Source organism: Pseudomonas sp. K2I15 (genome assembly GCF_002204795.1).
Lineage (GTDB): Bacteria > Pseudomonadota > Gammaproteobacteria > Pseudomonadales > Pseudomonadaceae > Aquipseudomonas.
Map to the genome: position 1 here is coordinate 21,053 of NZ_NIXO01000027.1, position 18,502 is coordinate 39,554.

20 protein-coding genes are annotated in these 18,502 nt (G+C 59.2%); 6 read left to right on the plus strand and 14 right to left on the minus strand.

All coding sequences use genetic code 11. The annotated features are described in order from the left end of the window. Positions 1-5: 5 nt before the first annotated feature. The 8 genes from ruvB to CEC48_RS17280 form a co-directional block, all read right to left on the minus strand. Positions 6-1,064, minus strand: a complete 1,059-nt coding sequence (gene ruvB / locus CEC48_RS17245) for a Holliday junction branch migration DNA helicase RuvB (RefSeq protein ID WP_071484352.1) — start codon at positions 1,062-1,064, stop codon at positions 6-8. Beyond that, positions 1,065-1,676 (minus strand): Holliday junction branch migration protein RuvA, encoded by a 612-nt coding sequence (gene ruvA, locus CEC48_RS17250; protein ID WP_010169952.1) that lies wholly within the window; start codon positions 1,674-1,676, stop codon positions 1,065-1,067. A gap of 115 nt (positions 1,677-1,791) precedes the next feature. Further along, a complete protein-coding gene (ruvC, locus tag CEC48_RS17255; RefSeq protein ID WP_088424836.1) occupies positions 1,792-2,316 on the minus strand; it encodes a crossover junction endodeoxyribonuclease RuvC in 525 nt (174 codons plus the stop codon). A gap of 76 nt (positions 2,317-2,392) precedes the next feature. Next, positions 2,393-3,139 carry a YebC/PmpR family DNA-binding transcriptional regulator gene (locus CEC48_RS17260; RefSeq protein WP_063027612.1) on the minus strand — a complete coding sequence of 249 codons (747 nt, stop codon included), beginning with the start codon at positions 3,137-3,139 and terminating at the stop codon, positions 2,393-2,395. A 151-nt stretch (positions 3,140-3,290) separates the two neighbouring features. After that, entirely contained in the window at positions 3,291-5,066 is a 1,776-nt protein-coding gene (gene aspS, locus CEC48_RS17265) for an aspartate--tRNA ligase (protein ID WP_076017427.1), read from the minus strand. Positions 5,067-5,174: 108 nt separating this feature from the next. Further along, on the minus strand, positions 5,175-5,396 hold the full coding sequence (locus tag CEC48_RS17270) for an FmdB family zinc ribbon protein (RefSeq protein ID WP_003209804.1): 222 nt from the start codon (positions 5,394-5,396) through the stop codon (positions 5,175-5,177). A gap of 219 nt (positions 5,397-5,615) precedes the next feature. Next, the gene (locus CEC48_RS17275) at positions 5,616-5,969 is read right to left on the minus strand and encodes a ribbon-helix-helix domain-containing protein (protein WP_088424837.1); all 354 of its coding nucleotides are present in this window, start codon (positions 5,967-5,969) and stop codon (positions 5,616-5,618) included. Positions 5,970-6,182: 213 nt separating this feature from the next. Further along, entirely contained in the window at positions 6,183-6,656 is a 474-nt protein-coding gene (locus CEC48_RS17280; RefSeq protein ID WP_003209800.1) for a Dps family protein, read from the minus strand. 428 nt (positions 6,657-7,084) lie between these two features. On the opposite strand from CEC48_RS17280, the gene CEC48_RS32035 reads away from it, so the two are divergent. Next, a complete protein-coding gene (locus CEC48_RS32035; RefSeq protein ID WP_003209798.1) occupies positions 7,085-7,687 on the plus strand; it encodes a cold-shock protein in 603 nt (200 codons plus the stop codon). Between the two features lie 84 nt (positions 7,688-7,771). On the opposite strand, the gene CEC48_RS17290 is transcribed toward CEC48_RS32035, so the two are convergent. Further along, entirely contained in the window at positions 7,772-7,978 is a 207-nt protein-coding gene (locus CEC48_RS17290; RefSeq protein ID WP_017847119.1) for a SlyX family protein, read from the minus strand. Between the two features lie 3 nt (positions 7,979-7,981). Continuing rightward, on the minus strand, positions 7,982-8,407 hold the full coding sequence (locus tag CEC48_RS17295; protein ID WP_088424838.1) for an HIT domain-containing protein: 426 nt from the start codon (positions 8,405-8,407) through the stop codon (positions 7,982-7,984). Between the two features lie 374 nt (positions 8,408-8,781). Between CEC48_RS17295 and CEC48_RS17300 the strand changes: the two genes are divergently transcribed. Both CEC48_RS17300 and CEC48_RS17305 read left to right on the plus strand, forming a co-directional pair. Then, positions 8,782-9,063, plus strand: a complete 282-nt coding sequence (locus CEC48_RS17300; protein ID WP_088424839.1) for a hypothetical protein — start codon at positions 8,782-8,784, stop codon at positions 9,061-9,063. A 227-nt stretch (positions 9,064-9,290) separates the two neighbouring features. Further along, positions 9,291-10,562, plus strand: coding sequence for an OprD family porin (locus CEC48_RS17305; protein ID WP_088424840.1), 1,272 nt, complete (start codon positions 9,291-9,293; stop codon positions 10,560-10,562). 190 nt (positions 10,563-10,752) lie between these two features. On the opposite strand, the gene CEC48_RS17310 is transcribed toward CEC48_RS17305, so the two are convergent. Further along, positions 10,753-11,595 carry a mechanosensitive ion channel family protein gene (locus CEC48_RS17310; RefSeq protein ID WP_088424841.1) on the minus strand — a complete coding sequence of 281 codons (843 nt, stop codon included), beginning with the start codon at positions 11,593-11,595 and terminating at the stop codon, positions 10,753-10,755. Between the two features lie 136 nt (positions 11,596-11,731). After that, on the minus strand, positions 11,732-12,217 hold the full coding sequence (locus CEC48_RS17315; RefSeq protein WP_088424842.1) for a YajQ family cyclic di-GMP-binding protein: 486 nt from the start codon (positions 12,215-12,217) through the stop codon (positions 11,732-11,734). A 125-nt stretch (positions 12,218-12,342) separates the two neighbouring features. On the opposite strand from CEC48_RS17315, the gene CEC48_RS17320 reads away from it, so the two are divergent. The 3 genes from CEC48_RS17320 to CEC48_RS17330 are packed head-to-tail and all read left to right on the plus strand — an operon-like array spanning position 12,343 to position 15,925. Continuing rightward, positions 12,343-13,260 (plus strand): putative 2-dehydropantoate 2-reductase, encoded by a 918-nt coding sequence (locus tag CEC48_RS17320; RefSeq protein ID WP_088424843.1) that lies wholly within the window; start codon positions 12,343-12,345, stop codon positions 13,258-13,260. A 46-nt stretch (positions 13,261-13,306) separates the two neighbouring features. Beyond that, positions 13,307-15,343, plus strand: coding sequence for an ATP-binding protein (locus CEC48_RS17325; protein ID WP_088424844.1), 2,037 nt, complete (start codon positions 13,307-13,309; stop codon positions 15,341-15,343). Between the two features lie 3 nt (positions 15,344-15,346). After that, positions 15,347-15,925, plus strand: a complete 579-nt coding sequence (locus CEC48_RS17330) for a cob(I)yrinic acid a,c-diamide adenosyltransferase (protein ID WP_088424845.1) — start codon at positions 15,347-15,349, stop codon at positions 15,923-15,925. A gap of 144 nt (positions 15,926-16,069) precedes the next feature. Here the strand turns inward: CEC48_RS17330 and CEC48_RS17340 are convergent, their stop codons facing one another. Continuing rightward, complete coding sequence (locus CEC48_RS17340) at positions 16,070-17,014, minus strand: Nudix family hydrolase (RefSeq protein WP_088424847.1); 945 nt, start codon at positions 17,012-17,014, stop codon at positions 16,070-16,072. A 152-nt stretch (positions 17,015-17,166) separates the two neighbouring features. Next, complete coding sequence (gene argJ / locus CEC48_RS17345) at positions 17,167-18,384, minus strand: bifunctional glutamate N-acetyltransferase/amino-acid acetyltransferase ArgJ (RefSeq protein ID WP_088424848.1); 1,218 nt, start codon at positions 18,382-18,384, stop codon at positions 17,167-17,169. Between the last annotated feature and the right edge of the window lie 118 nt (positions 18,385-18,502).

The following is an 18,502-nucleotide window of genomic DNA, read 5'->3' on the forward strand; positions in this document are numbered from 1 at the left end:
GTCTTTTAATCGTCTACTGCATCAAGGAATTCGTCTACTACGGGCATCTCGCCCAATCGTGACGGAATGTTTAACCCGAAGTGCAGATAAGCATGCCGGGTGACCACGCGGCCCCTCGGCGTACGCATGATGTAACCCTGCTGGATCAGGTACGGCTCCAGCACATCCTCAATCGTATGCCGTTCTTCGCTGATCGCTGCCGCGAGGCTGTCCACGCCCACCGGGCCGCCGTCGAACTTCTCGATCATGGTCAACAGCAGTCGCCGGTCCTGGTGGTCAAAGCCATGCTCGTCCACATCCAGCAGGTTCAGCGCCAGGTCTGCCACGGGCTTGGTGATGTGGCCCTTGGCCCGCACTTCGGCAAAGTCGCGTACCCGACGCAACAAACGGTTGGCGATCCGCGGCGTACCACGGGCACGACGGGCGATTTCAAACGCGCCTTCCGGGTCCAGGGGCAAGCCGAGGATGTTCGCCGAGCGGCTGACGATGGTGGCCAGATCCGCCGTGCTATAGAACTCTAGACGTTGAACAATCCCGAAACGGTCTCGCAGCGGGTTGGTCAGCATGCCCGCACGGGTGGTGGCACCCACCAGCGTGAACGGTGGCAGGTCGAGCTTGATCGAGCGCGCCGCCGGGCCTTCGCCGATCATGATGTCCAGCTGGAAGTCTTCCATGGCCGGGTACAGCACTTCCTCGACGATGGGCGATAGCCGGTGGATCTCGTCGATAAACAGTACATCGTGGGGTTCCAGGTTGGTCAGCAGCGCCGCCAGGTCGCCCGGGCGCTCCAGCACAGGGCCGGAGGTGGACTTGATCGACACACCCATTTCCTGGGCGATGATGTTGGCCAGGGTGGTTTTGCCCAGGCCCGGCGGGCCGAAGATCAACGTGTGATCCAGTGACTCGCTGCGCCCGCGCGCGGCCTGTATGAACAGTTCCATCTGCTCGCGCACGGTGGGCTGGCCAATGTATTCGGCAAGACTCAGGGGGCGAATGGCCCGGTCCTGGACTTCTTCACGATCACGAGGGCCGGTGGCCGCGATCAGACGATCAGCTTCAATCACTTAAATCATTCCCTTCAGGGCGCGGCGGATCATGTCTTCGCTGCTAAGGTTCTTGTCCTTGATGGCCGACACGGCCTTGCTCGCCTCTTGCGGCTTGTAGCCCAGGGAGATCAGAGCGCTGACGGCATCGCTTTCAGCGCTGGCCACCGGAACACCCGGAGCATCAGGCTGGTTAGGCACCAGGGCAAACATGCTCGGCACGACTTCCCAGGCCTTGAAGCGGTCCTTGAGCTCTACCAGCAAACGCTCGGCGGTTTTCTTGCCAACACCTGGCACCTTGGTCAGTGCCGAAGTGTCTTGGGCCGATACACACCGCACCAGCTCATCCACCTCAAGGCTCGACATCAGCGCCAGCGCCAGCTTCGGCCCCACGCCGTTGAGGCGGATCAGTTCACGGAAGAAATCGCGGTCACGCTTGCCAATGAAACCATAGAGCAATTGCGCGTCCTCGCGCACCACCAGGTGAGTGTGCAGGGTCAGCGGCTCACCGACCGACGGTAGGCGATAGAGGGTGGTCATGGGCACTTCCAGCTCATAGCCCAGCCCGTTTACATCCAGAATCAGGTGCGGCGGCTGTTTCTCAGCCAGGGTGCCGCGCAAGCGTCCAATCACGTTCGAATCCTTAAGAATCGGCTCAGATCAAGGCCTGACCGGTAATAACGCGGGCATGCCGGCCGACAGCACAGGCCGTTCATGCACCCCACGCAGAATGATTGCGCAGATGCTATCAGAGACGCAGCCGGCCGCCACGACTGCGTGCCGCACCCAAGCCATGGGGAAGCAGGCTGGAGCGGGTATGGGCGTGGCAAATGGCAATGGCCAGGGCGTCGGAGGCATCGATTTGCGGTTTGGCGGTGAGCTTGAGCATGTGCATGACCATCATCATCACCTGCTCCTTATTGGCCGCACCGGTGCCGACCACGGCTTGCTTGACCTGGGTCGCGGTGTATTCAGCGATCTCCATGCCTTCCTCGGCGCCGGCAACGATGGCCGCGCCGCGAGCCTGGCCGAGTTTCAAAGCCGAATCGGCGTTTTTTGCCATGAACACTTTTTCGATGCCCATGGTCACCGGGCCGTAGGTCTGGATCACTTCACGCACGCCGCGATAAACGATTTGCAAGCGCTCCGCCAACTCGCCGGCGCCGGTACGTATACAGCCCGACGCCACGTACACGCAGCCTCGCGGGGTCTGCTGGACCACGCCAAAGCCGGTGATTCGCGAACCGGGGTCGATACCTAGGATTAGAGTCATAACGCCTGCGGGCTATAGAAAAAGAAAGTGTCGGGTCTACAGGACTGTAGCCCGACACCGGCATTGCAACATCGGGTCAGACCAACTGTTCGGCCACCGATTCCGGGATATCGGCATTGGAATAGACGTTCTGTACGTCATCCAGGTCTTCAAGCATATCGAGCATCTTGAGCACCTTCTGCGCCCCGTCCAGGTCCAGCTCGGCGCTGGTGGTGGGCAGCATCACGATTTCCGCATCAGTACCTTTGAAACCAGCCGCCTCCAGGGCGTTACGCACGGAATAGAAGCCCGCGAACGAAGTAAATACATCGATGGAGCCGTCTTCGTTGGTCACCACGTCGTCGGCATCTGCCTCCATCGCCGCTTCAATCAGCGCATCTTCGTCAACGCCCGGCGCGAAGGAAATCTGCCCCTTGCGCTCAAACAGGTAGGCCACCGAACCGTCGGTACCCAGGTTGCCGCCACACTTGCTGAACGCATGGCGTACGGCAGCCGCCGTACGGTTGCGGTTGTCGGTCATGCACTCGACCATCACCGCCACGCCACCCGGGCCGTAGCCTTCGTAGCTCAACTCGACCATGTCATCGGTATCGGCCGCTCCGGCGCCACGGGCCACGGCACGGTCGATGATGTCGCGGCTCATGTTGGCGCCGAGGGCCTTGTCCAGGGCCAGGCGCAGACGCGGGTTGGAGCCCGGGTCACCGCCACCCTGGCGCGCGGCTACGGTCAGCTCGCGAATCCACTTGGTGAAGATCTTGCCTTTCTTGGCATCCTGACGCTCTTTGCGGTGCTTGATGTTCGCCCACTTGGAATGGCCAGCCATAACACAACTCCGAAATTCTGTAGAAACCTGTCGATCCCGCCCCAGGCGGGACTTCCCTCTTTAACGTACTGCCCTTGTAACGCAAAGGCGCATCCGAAGATGCGCCCTTAGCTGACAATGTAAAACCCTATCGCGCTTTCACGCTGCGGCCTTACTCAGCCTTTGGTGCCTCGCGCAGACGAATATGCAGCTCGCGCAGCGCCTTGGCATCCACCACACCCGGTGCTTGCGTCATCACGTCGGCAGCACTTTGGGTTTTCGGGAAGGCAATCACTTCACGGATCGACTGGGCACCGGTCATCAGCATCACCAGACGGTCAAGGCCGAAGGCCAGGCCGCCATGGGGTGGTGCGCCGTATTTCAGGGCGTCGAGCAGGAAGCCGAACTTCTCTTGCTGCTCATCTTCGTTGATACCCAGCAGGCGGAAGACCGATTGCTGCATTTCCTTGCGATGGATACGGATCGAACCGCCACCCAGCTCGGTGCCGTTCAGCACCATGTCGTAGGCACGGGACAGAGCGCCAGCCGGGTTGGCTTCGAGCTCTTGCGGCGTGCACTTCGGCGCGGTGAACGGGTGGTGCAGGGCACTGAAGCTGCCGTCGTCGTTCTCTTCGAACATCGGGAAGTCGACAACCCACATCGGCGCCCACTTGCAGGTCAGCAGGTTCAGGTCGTTGCCGACCTTGATCCGCAGTGCACCCAGTGCTTCGCTGACGATCTTCGACTTGTCGGCGCCGAAGAACACGATGTCGCCGTCGACCGCGCCAACACGATCAAGGATCACGTTGAGGTTGGCTTCAGGGATGTTCTTGACGATTGGCGACTGCAGGCCTTCAACGCCCTTGGCGCGCTCGTTGACCTTGATGTACGCCAGGCCCTTGGCACCGTAGATGCCGACGAACTTGGTGTAGTCGTCGATCTGCTTGCGCGGCATGCTCGCAGCGCCAGGCACGCGCAGTGCGGCAATACGGCATTTCGGGTCGTTGGCCGGGCCGCTGAACACCTTGAAGTCGACGTCTTTGAGTTGGTCTTCAACGTCAACCAGTTCCAGCGGGTTACGCAGGTCTGGCTTGTCGGAACCGTAACGGCGCATGGCTTCTTCGAAGGTCATGTGCGGGAATTCGCCGAATTCCAGGTCCAGCACTTCCTTGAACAGGTTGCGGATCATTTGTTCGGTGATGCCCATGATCTCTTTTTCATCGAGGAAGCTGGTCTCGATGTCGATCTGGGTGAATTCCGGCTGGCGGTCGGCCCGCAGGTCTTCGTCACGGAAGCATTTGGCGATCTGGTAGTAACGGTCGAAGCCGGCGACCATCAGCAGTTGCTTGAACAGCTGTGGCGATTGCGGCAACGCGAAGAAGGAACCGGCGTGGGTACGGCTTGGTACCAGGTAGTCGCGGGCGCCTTCCGGGGTAGCACGGGTCAGGATCGGCGTCTCGACGTCGAGGAAGCCGTTCTCGTCGAGGAAGCGACGGATACTGGTGGTCATGCGCGAACGCAGACGCAGCTTCTCGGCCATTTCCGGGCGACGCAGGTCGAGGAAGCGATAACGCAGGCGGGTTTCTTCGCCAACGTCAGAGAACTCGTTGAGCGGGAACGGCGGGGTTTCCGACTCGTTCAGCACTTCCAGTTCGTAACCCAGTACTTCGATCATGCCCGACGCCATGTTGGCGTTGGTGGCACCGGCCGGACGCAGGCGAACCTTGCCGGTGATCTTCACGACGTACTCGCTGCGCACGCGATCAGCGGCGGCGAAGCTCTCGGCGCGGTCCGGATCGAACACCACCTGGGCCAGACCATCACGATCACGGATATCGAGGAAGATCACCCCGCCGTGGTCGCGGCGACGGTGAACCCATCCGCAAAGGGTGATTTCCTGACCTTCCAGGGTCTCGTTCAGTTGGCCGCAATAGTGGCTGCGCATCATGATAGTGGTTTCGCTTCTCGTAATTCGAAATTCAGTGGAGGCCTGCCTCATCACCGTACAGCTAAGTCAGGTGACGGATAATGCAGGAGCCTGCGCGTAGAGTTCAACTCAGTCTGCTTTGTCGCCGCCGGCCAGATTCTTCTTCGAGCCGGTCTTGAAATCGGTCTCGTACCAGCCGTTGCCACTCAGGCGAAAGCCCGGCATGGACAACATCTTTTTAAGCTCCGGTGCCTGGCAGGCAGGGCAATCGACCAACGGCGCGGCGCTGATCTTTTGAATGGCTTCCAACTGATGACCACAGGAAGCGCATTGATAGTCGTACATGGGCATGAAGATGTCTCGGCGATCAGATCACGACGTACGCCGCGCCCTGCCCTGACTTCAACCCGTGGGAAAGTCCCGGCATGCGCAGCAAAGCCCGGGATTATATCTGGTAAATCGAGGCTGTGCAGCCGTAGCGGCGCGCTGCTCTTTATATAGGTGGCTGCAGCAGGCTCCTGCCAGGCGCCCGACCCGGGGTAACCCCGGGGCTGGCAGCTGGCACAAGGATCATGCCTGGCCCGAGTGGACACCTGGCGCGGTGATGCGCCCTTTCAATGCATGAACCACGCAAACCACCCTGACCAGCCCGCTGAAGTTCTTTACACCGCCATAACGCAAGTGCACTTCACGGTCCACGTAGGACAACAGCGCACTGACCGAACAGGTATTGATTTTGGCGATCTCCGTGAGGATATTCCAATAGACCTCTTCGAGCCGCAAACACGTCGAAAAACCATTAAGCCGAACAGACCGGGACAATGGCCTGGCCAAGTTCATATCAAACCCCTTGGTAAAGGGATCGACCTTTATCTTATGCAACCCGCACGTTTCCATAACTCCATTACCTGCTCCGCGTGACATACACTTGACACTCCATTGCCTGACGGCCACTCATCAGTGTTCTCGTTGGCCGTTGAGCTATAAAACATCAAGAAGACAAGTGCAGCCAGAAGACAGGGAGCCGATCGACGTAGGACAAGCCAACGCGCGTATCAGGAAGCTCGCAGGATGAAGGAAATCGCCGGGAAACAGCCACGCGAGGGGCGTCAGCGCGACGCCCACCCGCCACCGGCATTACTTGTTTTCGAGCAGGGAACGCAACATCCACGCGGTCTTTTCATGCACTTGCATGCGCTGGGTCAGCAAGTCTGCGGTAGGTTCATCACTGACTTTATCCAACAGCGGGAAGATGCCCCGGGCAGTCCGGGTAACTGCTTCCTGGCCTTCGACCAATTGCTTGATCATGTCTTCAGCACTCGGTACACCCTCTTCTTCCTTGATCGAAGAAAGTCGTGCGTACACCGAGTAAGCACCCGGCGCCGGAAAGCCCAGGGCGCGAATACGTTCGGCAATTGAATCCACCGCCAGCGCCAGTTCGTTGTACTGCTCTTCAAACATCAAGTGCAGTGTACGGAACATGGGGCCCGTTACGTTCCAATGGAAGTTATGGGTCTTCAGGTAAAGTACATAGGTATCGGAAAGCAGTCGCGAAAGACCATCAACGATTGATTTACGATCTTCTTCACTGATACCAATATCGATTGCCATGTTTTTCCCCTTCAATTGATAAAAAATTCATTGATCAGGTGCAGCACCACTCTAGCAAGAGTACCGGCCTTGCGCAGCCCGGCTGACCTTCTCTAGGTGCGGCAAATCGCCCCTTGCCGAGCGCGCCTGCACGGCAGGCTGGGCTTCAGACACTGCAAGAAAAATTACCCAACGCCTGCGAAAAAGCCTGCACCTGTCTAGGACAAGCGTTTGCCGCAGAAATGCCGCGCCCCTTGCAACAGCCTGAAATGCTTGATTTGAGTAGCCACAGGCTTTGCTGTTAAATAGGCAGCGTGTCGCCGCCGTTTTTTCGCGGCAAGCGGCATAGGCTGATACCCGTGTACGTGCCCAACGCCTCCCTTTTGTTCAGAAGCGAACCGTGCCAGTCAGCTCTTCCTTGTGATCCGTCTTAACGTGAGTTAATCAAAATGTTGAAAATCGTCCACCTGCTAACGGGCGCTGCAGCGTTGCTGCTGTCCTTTATCCCCAGCCTGCGATCAGAAACCCTGCCTTACCTGCAACAACCTGACGCTCTCTACCTGACCTTCTTTGGTCTTCTTAACCTGACACTGGCTCCAGTCATTCCTTACTGGAACAAAGGCCCGCGTCATCAACTGCAAAACCTGGTCAGCGCCCTGCTGGTTCTGGCTGTTGTCGTGCAAACCCTCACCCTGCTGGCGCCTATGCCTGAAGTCGGTGGCCACCCGGCCGTCCTGCTCAGCCTGGCAATAGCACTGGTAGCCATCGTTCTTCATCTGGCCATCAGTTTTTACCGTTCCTCCCCGGCCGCTGCGTCGCAAAGCTACGACATGACCAACCGGGATACCGGTACCGTGAAGTGGTTCAACACCTCCAAGGGCTTCGGCTTTATTTCCCGGGATTCGGGCGACGATATCTTCGTCCACTTCCGGGCGATTCGCGGCGAAGGCCATCGCGTCCTGGTGGAAGGCCAGCGCGTGGAGTTCTCCGTAATGAACCGTGACAAGGGCCTGCAAGCTGAAGATGTGATCGCCGCGTTGCCGCGTCGCTGATTCCAGCACCCCGAAAAAAGAAACCGCGATGCAGCCTGGCTGCATCGCGGTTTTTTTATGCCTCGGGATTGACTCCCCGCCTCATTAATAATGAGGCGGCGGCGCTTCTTCCTCGGACGACTCGAACTGGCCGCCCATTTCTTCCTGGCGCTTGAGCAACGCGGTCATCTGCAACTGCAGGCGCTCGACCGCCCGTTGCTGGGTAACCAGGATGTCATTAAGGGTCTCAATGGTGTCGTCCTGAAAGGCCAGGCGGCTTTCCAGGTCGGTCACGCGGTCTTGAAGGTCCATGGTTCAAGCCTCCAGGAACGTGAAGTCGGACGGCAGGATCTCGCGCAGGCGTGCACGAATCACCGTCACTTGCTCGTCGCTGTATGGCTTCGCCGGATGCTTGCCCCAGACCGGCGCAGGCCAGGCGGCGTCATCGCGCTTGCGCACGATCACATGCACGTGCAGTTGGCTGACCACATTCCCCAGGGCACCAATATTCATTTTGTCGGCGCCAAACCCTTCATTAAGCAACTGCGCCAGCGCCGTGCTTTCCTGCCACACCCGCTGCTGGTCGGCGACATCCAGCTGAAACACTTCGCTGATACCGTCTATGCGCGGCACCAGGATGAACCAGGGGTAATTCGAGTCATTGGACAGCAGCAGCCGGCAAAGGGGGAAATCCCCGATGGGCAAGGTGTCTTGTTGAAGACGTGGATCTAAGGCGAACACAGCAGTCACTCCCGTTCGGCGGGTCAGGTTTCAGGCGCCCAGCATACCTGCGAATGCCTGGCGCTTCACGGCGAATGCATCAGGCCGAATACGCGCCCAAACAGGACATCACGAAAAAAAGCGCACCATTTCGAGACAGGCCAATATTTCAGCTACGCTAAATGACCAATGCATCCAAACCCAGTCAAAGTCGGGATGCGGGACACCCTTCAAGAGCTTGAGCCAGACAGCTTGCAAGGCGTGAAGAGTGACCAGCAGCAAAAATGCCGGCAGGGAACAAATGCACCAAAATGACCCATTTGTGCCTCAAAGGGATCCGCCGACTACCCACCGAACGGGGTGAACCGGTAACGTTTTGCGCTGGTGCAGCTTTTATGCACCACCGCACAGGAGTACAGCAGGCGCGTCAAGGCCAAACCAAACGGCGTAAAAAGCCCGTGCTTATGCGGTTTTTACAGGGCATTGACAATTTTCACGAAAAAATCACATTCGGTTACGCATTTGTGCACGCTTGTTGCATTCACACCCCTATGGTCGACAACAGCACCGGCAGGAAGCCGGTGTTTCGCGCCAGAAAACAACAGCGGGTCAATGCTTTTCAGGGAAGTGTTAAAACTTTCAAGGGTGACTTTTCCACCCTGGTTTCAAGGTTTTAAAACAGCATTGAAGTTGTCAGTCCGGTTACATTCGGACTGTAAATTTGCGACATGGACATAGCAATTTACGACAGGCTCGTAAAGAAGCTGAAAGGATAGATAGGCAAGTATCGCCAATATTGTCAGCGTGATATAAGTTTGCGCCGACACAAAAAAGAAAGAGCCGCCCAGACAAAAATACAGGTGGGACGGCAGTACTCTTCCTAAAACCAAAGGAGCAAATCACGATGCGCGTGATGAAGTGGAGCATGATCGCCCTGGCTGTTTCAGCAGGCACCTCGCAGTTCGCAATCGCGTCCTCCCAGGACGATTCCAAGGGCTTTGTTGAGGACAGTACGTTCAGCATCAACACTCGCCTCATAAACTTTGGTCGCGACTTCCGTAACAACGACACCGGCAAAAGCCGCGTCAACGAAACCGGTCTGGGCTTCAACGGCCTGTACCAGTCGGGCTTCACCCAAGGCACCATCGGTGTGGGTGTCGACGTGATCGGTCTGCTGGGCGTCAAACTGGACAGCGGCAAGGGTCGTTCCGGTACCGGTCTGTTTCCAACAGGCTCCGACGGTCGCTCTGAAGATGATTACTCCAAAGGCGGCGGCGCAGTTAAGTTCCGTATTTCCGATACGGTCCTGAAAGTCGGCGACCAGTACACCACTGCACCTGTATTCGCATCCGATGACAGCCGTCTGCTGCCTGAGCTGCCACAAGGTATCTCGATCACCAGCAACGAGATCAAGGGCCTGAAACTCGAAGGCGGTCACTTCACTTCGAGCGTGGCGCAAGCCCAGACCTACCGCGACAGCCTGGGCCTGACAAAAACTGACTTTATCGGTGGCGTCTACGCCCTCACTCCAGAAGTCAGCGCCAGCCTGTACTACGCGAAGACCGAAGACTACTGGAAAAAAACCTACGCCAACCTGAACTGGACTCACGCGCTTAGCAATGAGCAGTCCCTGGCAGTAGACTTCAACATCTACAGCACCAAAAGTGATGGTGCTGGCCTGCAACGGGCTGAGAAAGACGGCACCACTAAACTGGATAACCGTGCCTACAGCTTGCAAGGCGCGTACACCATCCAGGCTCACACCTTTACCCTGGCCTACCAGAAGGTTAGCGGTGACGGTGACTACGGTTACGGCGTAGACGGCGGCGGCACGATCTTCCTTGCCAACTCCATCGCTCGTTCCGACTTTAACGCTGAAGACGAGAAGTCCTTCCAGGCTCGCTACGACCTGAACATGGCGACTTTCGGCGTTCCAGGCCTGAGCTTCATGACTCGCTACGTTAAAGGTACCGGCGCCAACACCGCTGACACCTCGAACGGTAAAGAGTGGGAACGTGACATCGAAGCCAAGTACGTGATCCAGAGCGGCCCGGCTAAAGACCTGAGCCTGCGTGTACGTCAAGCCACTTATCGCTCCAGCGACGGTGTGTACTACGGTTCGGCGTCGATCGACGAACTGCGTCTGATCGCGCAATACCCGCTGAACATCTTGTAATTGGCAGTTTGATTACAACGATGACTTAGGGCTTCGGCCCTAAACAAAAAGCCGCTCACTTGTTCGCAAGTGAGCGGCTTTTTCATTGCAACTAGATCTCAATACCCGGATAACTAGCAAGCTAACTATCTAGTTTGGTCACCGGATTGAACCTGACCTGATGGCCAAGTTCAATCCGCAAGTCTCGCTATTACTTTGCAGCACTTTCCTGCATTACCCGAATAACCCGCTGCGGAAACGGGATATCGATCCCCGCGCCTTTCAGACGGTCCCGCGCCAGTTCATTAAACATGAACACCACATCCCAATAATCCGAAGTCTTGGTCCAGACTCGCAGGGATACGGTGATCGAACTGTCGCCCAGGGTCGAAACTACCGCTGCCGGCGCCGGATCAGCCAATACGCGCGGGTCCTTGGCCAGTTCCAGCAACACTTCGCGCGCCTTCTGCAAGTCGGCTTCGTAGTCGACACCTACATCAAACACCACCTTGCGGGTCGGCTGACGGTTGGTGTTGGTGATAATGCCGTTGGACAGGATGCCGTTAGGCACGATCACGGTCTTGTTGTCGCCGGTACGCAGCACGGTGTGAAAAATCTGGATGCTGTCGACGGTACCCGAGGTGCCTTGGGCTTCGATCCAGTCACCAATACGGAACGGACGAAACAACAGAATCAGCACGCCACCGGCAAAGTTCGCCAGGCTGCCTTGCAACGCCAGGCCGATGGCCAGGGTAGCGGCACCAATGGCGGCGACGAACGAGGTGGTTGCCACGCCGATCATCGAGGCCACGCTGACCATCAGCATGATCTTGAGGGCGATGTTCGCAAGGCTGGTGATGAAGTGCTGCAGCGCCAGGTCCGCGTTACGGATGGCCAGCAAGCGACCCACGCGGTGGGTCAATACATTGATCAGCCACCAGCCAATGGCCAGGGTAATGACGGCCAGCAGTACCCGGCTGCCGTATTCCATGATCATCGGGATCCACGACTGCGAGGTTTTGATCAAGTGATCCATTTCAGCGTTCAAATCCATGTAGCTTCTCCTATGTAGCGGATGTGCGGCGTTATTGACTGCCTAAAAACGCAAATGAGCCCCGCAGGGCTCAAATACAGGCACTGGCTCTGGGGCGTGGGACGTCACAAACACCCACAGGTTCCCCAAAAGGCCATCAGTCGCGGAAGTTATTGAACTGCAGCGGCATGTCGAAAGTCTTGGCGCGCAAGGCAGTAATGGCCTCTTGCAAATCGTCACGCTTCTTGCCGGTGATGCGCACCTGCTCGCCCTGGATCGCGGCCTGGACCTTGAGCTTGGCGTCCTTGACGTGAGCGACGATTTTCTTCGCCAGCTCCTTGTCGATGCCTTCCTTGAGCACGGCTTCCTGCTTCATCAGCTTGCCGGATGCATAAGCGTCCTTGATTTCAAGGCACTGCGCATCGATCTTGCGCTTGACCAGAGACAGCTTGAGGATCTCAATCATCGCTTCCAGCTGGAAGTCGGCTTCCGCGGTCAGGTTGACGGTCAGCTCCTTTTCCTTGAACTCGAAGCTGCCCTTGCCCTTCAAGTCATAGCGACGATCCAGCTCCTTGACGGCGTTCTCGACGGCGTTGGTGACTTCGTGTTTGTCCAGTTCGGATACCACGTCGAACGACGGCATGTAATTTCTCCAATAAAAAGGGGCGCGGCTCAGTAGAGATGGAGCACGCCCAGGCTAAAATGCCCGGGCATTATAGCGGTTCTTTTGCCTCGTTCACTGCGGGCAGCCTTACGGAGTAAAAACTGATGTCGACCACCTGGCATGTCCTTGGCGCCGGCAGTCTCGGGACACTGTGGGCCGCCCGCCTGGCCCGCGCCGGATTGCCCGTGCGGCTGATCCTGCGGGACCCCGCGCGGCTGGCGAGCTATCAGGCCGCCAAGGGCCTGACCCTGGTTGAGCAAGGCATGGCTCACACCTACCCGGTCGTCGGCGAAACATCCGACAGCCCAGGGCCGATTCATCGCCTGCTGGTGGCGTGCAAAGCCTACGACGCTCAGGAGGCCATCGCACAGCTTGAACATCGACTGGTGCCGGACGCCGAACTGATCCTGTTGCAAAACGGCCTGGGCAGCCAGGACGCGGTCGCAGCTCAACTGCCGCAAGCCCGATGCATTTTCGCCTCCAGCACTGAAGGTGCGTTTCGCGAGAGCGACTGGCGGGTAGTGTTTGCTGGCCACGGCTATACCTGGCTGGGGGATGCGAGCCACCCTACCCCGCCGCTATGGCTCGATGACCTGCAAGCCGCCGGCATTCCCCATGAGTGGAGCACCGACATCCTCAGCCGCCTGTGGCGCAAACTGGCTCTGAACTGCGCTATCAACCCGCTGACCGTGCTGTACCAATGCCGCAATGGCGAGCTGCAAGCCCATCAATGCGAAGTCGCCACCCTGTGCGCCGAACTCGCCGACCTGCTGGAATGCTGCGGCCAACCCGCTGCCGCGCAGGACTTGCACAGCGAAGTGGAACGCGTGATCCAGGCCACAGCGGCCAATTACTCCTCGATGTACCAGGACGTGGCCAATGCCCGGCGCACTGAAATCAGCTACTTGCTGGGCTACGCCTGCCAGGCGGCAGTACGCCACCAACTGACCTTGCCGCACCTGCAACAACTCCAGGTGCGCTTGGTACAGCGACTGTCTGCACGCGGATTGCCCAGCGACTGAAGCACGCGCTACCCTGACTACTTGTTCCTTTGTAGCGAAAACCTTGATGCCACTGCGCCAGCGTCTCGAAAATCTACCGGTTGGGCAGAAACTGCTGGCGGCCCTGCTGGTGTTATTGACCACCGTGTTGCTGGTGGCCAACCTGACCTTTATCAGCGCCGCCTACTGGATCTCCCAGGAAAGCATGGCGCCCCAGGCCTTGCAGGCCATCGGTCGGCTGGTGTCCAACCCGTCGCTCTCCGCCGAAGCGCTGGACTCACCGCTCAAGGCGCAAACCCTGCTGGATGAGTTGACCAGCTACTCGCCATTACGCGCCGCGGCCTTATATGACGGCGAAGGTACGCGTCTGGCCCAGTTGCAACACGCCAATCGACTGCACCTGCCAGACAGTTACCAGCAGATTGAAACCTGGCGCGCCACCGAGTTTCGCAGCAATCAGGTAATCACCATTCCCCGTGCAGGCCAGCCGTCCGGGCATTTGCTGCTGGTGGCCAGCAGCGAACTGCCAGTGGCCTTTTACACCGGGACCTTCACCGCGAGCCTCGGCATCCTGATTTTCAGCGTGCTGCTGTGGCTGGTGATTGCCCGGCAGATCAAGCGCCTGATTACCCGGCCGATCCACGAACTGGAAGAATTGTCGCGCCAGGTCACGCGGGAAGAGAACTACGCCCTGCGTGCCGGTCGCGGCAACCATGACGAAATTGGCAGCCTGGCTGAAGCCTTCAACACCATGCTTTCGCGCATCGAAGCCCGCGAGCAGCAACTCAAGCGCGCGCGGGATGATTCCCAGGCCGCCTACGATCAAGCCCAGGGCCTGGCGGAAGAAACCCGCCACACCAACCGCAAGCTGGAGCTGGAAGTCCAGGTGCGCAGCAAGATCGAGAAAAAACTCACTGGCTTCCAGAATTACCTCAACAGCATCATCGACTCGATGCCCTCGGCGCTGATCGCCCTGGACGAACAACTGTACGTCACCCAGTGGAACCAGGAAGCCACCGCACTTTCCGGCACCCGCCTGGACGAGGCACTGAACCAGCCGATCTTCCTCGCCTTCCAGCCGCTCAAGCCTTTCCTGCCGCAAATCAAGGCCACGGTGGAGCAACATACTGTGGAACGGATTGAGCGGGTGACCTGGGTCAAGGATGACGAGCCCAAGCACTACGCCCTGACTTTCTACCCGCTGATGGGCGGTGCGGGGCGCGGCGTGGTGATCCGGATCGACGACATCACCCAGCGCCTGTCCCTGGAAGAAATGATGGTGCAGTCAGAGAAGATGCTCTCGGTCGGTGGCCTCGCCGCCGGCATGGCCCACGAAATCAACAACCCGCTGGGGGCGATCCTGCATAACGTGCAGAACATCCGCCGCCGGCTCTCCAACGAGCTACCGAAAAACCTCGAGCATGCCGAACAGGTCGGCATTGACCTGGACACGGTCAACCGCTACCTGCAAAGCCGCGAAGTGCCGCAATTGCTCGACGGCATCCAGCAAGCCGGCGCACGGGCGGCGAAAATCGTCACCCATATGCTCAGCTTCAGCCGCCGCAGCAACCGCCAGATGGCACCCTGCGATTTACCGGCCTTGATCGACCAAGCGGTGGAAATTGCCGGCAACGATTTCGACCTCACCGTCGGCTTCGACTTCAAGGGCCAGGCGATCATTCGCCAGTTCGACCCACAGTTGGGCCCGGTCCCCGGCACCGCCAACGAACTGGAGCAAGTACTGCTCAACCTGCTGAAAAACGCCGCCCAGGCGATTCACCAGCGTGAAGATGACAGCGAGCCCGGGCGTATCATCCTGCGCACCCGGCTCAACCCGCCGTGGGCGGAAATCCAGGTGGAAGACAACGGCGTCGGCATGAGCGAGAACGTGCGTAAACGCACCTTCGAACCGTTCTTCACCACCAAGGAAATCGGCCAGGGCACCGGGCTGGGGTTATCGGTTTCGTATTTCATCATCACCAACAATCACAAGGGGCAGATGGAAGTGCATTCCACCCTCGGCCAGGGCACCTGCTTTACCCTGCGCCTGCCCTTGGCCGGCAGCCAACTGCCCCCCAACGAACTCACTCAACTGGAGCGCTAACCCATGGGCTTTCGCCTGTCGAAAATTTACACCCGTACCGGTGACAAGGGCGAAACAGGCCTGGGCGACGGTCGCCGCGTGCCCAAGGACCATCCACGGGTGGAGGCGATTGGCGAAGTTGATGCGTTGAACAGCCAACTTGGTTTGTTGCTGGCGGGGCTGGAGGAACAGAGCGGGCAGCATCCGGCGCTAAAGGATGTGGTCGAGGTGCTGACGCCTTGCCAGCATCGACTGTTTGATCTGGGCGGCGAGTTGGCGATGCCGGTGTATAAAGCGCTGAATGCGGCGGAAGTCGACCGACTTGAGGCTGCGATCGATCGTTGGAATGAAGAGGTCGGGCCGCTGGAAAACTTCATTCTGCCGGGTGGTTCGGCGTTGATTGCCCAGGCTCATGTATGCCGCAGCCTGGCCCGCAGTGCCGAGCGGCGCTGCCAGCACCTGAATGCGGTGGAACCGCTGGAGGGCGTGGGGTTGGCGTATATCAACCGGTTGTCGGACTTGCTGTTTGTGGCAGCCAGGGTGATTGCCAAGCGTCAGGGCGTTGCGGAAATTTTGTGGCAGGCGGCCGCGAAGCCGCACTAATGCTGACTGACTGAAACTTGTGGCGAGGGAGCTTGCTCCCGCTGGGCTGCGCAGCAGACCCAAATTTTGGGAGCGCTTCGCACTCCAGCGGGAGCAAGCTCCCTCGCCACAGGACACTCCCCGGCCACAAGCCTAGGTTATGCCTCAAACCTCAGGCCAGAACGCCCGAATCCCCGCCACACCTTGAGCCCCGGCTTCCCAGGCCTTTTCCCGCTCGGCAGGCCCAACCCCACCCAGTAAGAACACCGGCCTGCTGAACCCGCTGATCAACTGCTGCGCCTGCTCCCAGCCCAACGGCTGGGCATCAGGATGAGTCTGGGTCGGCTGCACCGGCGACAGCGTGACGAAATCCACGTCCATCAATTCTGCCAACGCCAATTCCTCAGCATTGTGGCAAGACGCCGCCAACCACCGATCCTTGGGCAAAGGGCGCCCCTTGCTGGCGTACTTGCGCAGTTGCGCCGAGGTCATATGCCAGCCGGCTGCGGGAAAATCCCCCAGCCATTCAAACGGCCCCTTGAGCATTAACTGAGCCTTGCCCGCACACAGCCCGACAGCGTCCACCGCCAGGTCACGGTATTTGGGGTCGTAACCGTTGGGAGCACGCAACTGAACCAGCTTGATGCCGCCAGCGATGGCTTTTTGAATGCCGCGCAGTACGACTGGAGTTTCCAGCTCACCAGGCGTGATCAGGTATTCAGCCGGCAAACGCGCCGCTGCAACGATCGGCGCGTTAGCCGCCGGAAACTCGTAGTTCGGCAGGTCCCGCGGAGCCACCCACTCAAGCGGCTGCCCTTCGGCACCGTGGGGTTCGCCGGTAAAGGCCGAGACTTCCCAGACATCCAGCAACACCTGTTTGTCCGGGTAATCATGCTGCACCTTGATCAACGGGCGAGCCGCCGTGACCTGGATACCCAACTCCTCCTGCAATTCACGGGACAGTGCGGTCGCGACCGACTCATCGGCCTCCACCTTGCCACCGGGAAACTCCCAGAGGCCGCCCTGATGCTGGGTATCGGCACGGCGCGCCAGCAGAATCCTGCCGTCGACACCCCGAATGACCGCTGCTGCTACATGAACTCGTTTCACCGCATTGTTCCTCTAAACGTAAATCCACCTGTAGGAGCGAGCTTGCTCGCGAAAGTCGTTAACGATAACGCAGGCTTCCTGGTTCAACGGGGCGCCCTCTGGTTTTTCGCGAGCAAGCTCGCTCCTACAGTGATACCGGCCCTACCTGCGTATCAGGTGCGGTATTCCGCGTTGATCTTCACGTACTCGTGGGACAGGTCAGTGGTCCAGATGGTTTCGCTGCACTCACCGCGACCCAACTCGATACGGATGGTGATTTCTTCCTGCTGCATCACCGCAGAACCCTGGGCCTCGGTGTACGTCTCGGCACGGGCGCCACGGCTGGCAATGCACACTTCGCCGAGGAACACGTCGATCTTGCTCACGTCCAGGTTCGGCACACCGGCACGCCCCACCGCAGCCAGGATACGGCCCCAGTTCGGGTCGGAGGCAAACAGCGCAGTCTTGATCAGCGGCGAGTGGGCCACGGTGTAGCCCACGTCCAGGCATTCCTGGTGATTGCCGCCGCCGTTGACTTCAACCGTCACAAACTTGGTGGCGCCTTCGCCGTCACGCACGATGGCCTGGGCCACGTCCATGCACACTTCGAACACCGCCTGCTTCAACGCCGCGAACAACGGGCCGTTGGACGAGGTGATTTCCGGCAGGTCGGCCTGGCCGGTCGCAATCAACATGCAGCAATCGTTGGTCGAGGTGTCGCCGTCGATAGTGATGCGGTTGAACGACTTGTTGGCGCCGTCGAGCATCAGGTTTTGCAGCACGTCGCGGGAGACTTTGGCGTCGGTGGCGATATAGCCAAGCATGGTCGCCATGTTCGGGCGAATCATGCCGGCGCCTTTGCTGATGCCGGTAACGGTGATGGTCACGCCTTCGTGCACAAACTGGCGGCTCGCGCCTTTTGGCAGGGTGTCGGTGGTCATGATGCCGATGGCCGCAGCCGCCCAGTTATCCACCGACAGGTCATCCAGTGCAGCTTGCAGCGCGCCTTCGATTTTCTCTACCGGCAGCGGCTCACCGATCACGCCGGTGGAGTACGGCAGCACCTGGCTGGCATCAACGCCGGTCAGCTCCGCCAGCTTGGCGCAGGTGCGGGCGGCGGCGGCCAGGCCTGGCTCGCCGGTACCGGCGTTGGCATTGCCGGTGTTGGTCAGCAGGTAACGCACCGGGCCTTCAACCCGCTGCTTGGCCAAAATCACGGGCGCTGCGCAAAACGCGTTCAGGGTGAACACACCTGCGACGGTCGAGCCTTCGGCACAGCGCATCACCACCACATCCTTGCGCCCCGGGCGTTTGATGCCGGCCGAAGCGATACCGAGTTCAAAACCGGCAACCGGGTGCAACGTGGGCAAAGGACCAAGACCAACAGCCATGAATGCGCTCCTAAAAATAGTGGATGTGTTTCCCGTCGCCATCGACGGTGATGAAATGGCAAAACGCCGCGACGGCTGATGCCGGTCGCGGCGCGGGGTGTTGCAGCGTCAGGTGAAA

What these genes read in the sequence shown, in the direction of transcription:
- CEC48_RS17310 (WP_088424841.1), bottom strand. Translation starts at nt 11,595, where the DNA reads ATGGATTTGAACGCTGAAATGGATCACTTGATCAAAACCTCGCAGTCG.
- CEC48_RS17305 (WP_088424840.1), top strand. Translation starts at nt 9,291, where the DNA reads ATGCGCGTGATGAAGTGGAGCATGATCGCCCTGGCTGTTTCAGCAGGC.
- CEC48_RS17325 (WP_088424844.1), top strand. Translation starts at nt 13,307, where the DNA reads ATGCCACTGCGCCAGCGTCTCGAAAATCTACCGGTTGGGCAGAAACTG.
- CEC48_RS17320 (WP_088424843.1), top strand. Translation starts at nt 12,343, where the DNA reads ATGTCGACCACCTGGCATGTCCTTGGCGCCGGCAGTCTCGGGACACTG.
- ruvC (WP_088424836.1), bottom strand. Translation starts at nt 2,316, where the DNA reads ATGACTCTAATCCTAGGTATCGACCCCGGTTCGCGAATCACCGGCTTT.
- CEC48_RS32035 (WP_003209798.1), top strand. Translation starts at nt 7,085, where the DNA reads ATGTTGAAAATCGTCCACCTGCTAACGGGCGCTGCAGCGTTGCTGCTG.
- aspS (WP_076017427.1), bottom strand. Translation starts at nt 5,066, where the DNA reads ATGATGCGCAGCCACTATTGCGGCCAACTGAACGAGACCCTGGAAGGT.
- CEC48_RS17330 (WP_088424845.1), top strand. Translation starts at nt 15,347, where the DNA reads ATGGGCTTTCGCCTGTCGAAAATTTACACCCGTACCGGTGACAAGGGC.
- CEC48_RS17290 (WP_017847119.1), bottom strand. Translation starts at nt 7,978, where the DNA reads ATGGACCTTCAAGACCGCGTGACCGACCTGGAAAGCCGCCTGGCCTTT.
- argJ (WP_088424848.1), bottom strand. Translation starts at nt 18,384, where the DNA reads ATGGCTGTTGGTCTTGGTCCTTTGCCCACGTTGCACCCGGTTGCCGGT.
- CEC48_RS17315 (WP_088424842.1), bottom strand. Translation starts at nt 12,217, where the DNA reads ATGCCGTCGTTCGACGTGGTATCCGAACTGGACAAACACGAAGTCACC.
- CEC48_RS17260 (WP_063027612.1), bottom strand. Translation starts at nt 3,139, where the DNA reads ATGGCTGGCCATTCCAAGTGGGCGAACATCAAGCACCGCAAAGAGCGT.
- CEC48_RS17275 (WP_088424837.1), bottom strand. Translation starts at nt 5,969, where the DNA reads ATGTCACGCGGAGCAGGTAATGGAGTTATGGAAACGTGCGGGTTGCAT.
- CEC48_RS17300 (WP_088424839.1), top strand. Translation starts at nt 8,782, where the DNA reads ATGCACCACCGCACAGGAGTACAGCAGGCGCGTCAAGGCCAAACCAAA.
- CEC48_RS17280 (WP_003209800.1), bottom strand. Translation starts at nt 6,656, where the DNA reads ATGGCAATCGATATTGGTATCAGTGAAGAAGATCGTAAATCAATCGTT.
- CEC48_RS17270 (WP_003209804.1), bottom strand. Translation starts at nt 5,396, where the DNA reads ATGCCCATGTACGACTATCAATGCGCTTCCTGTGGTCATCAGTTGGAA.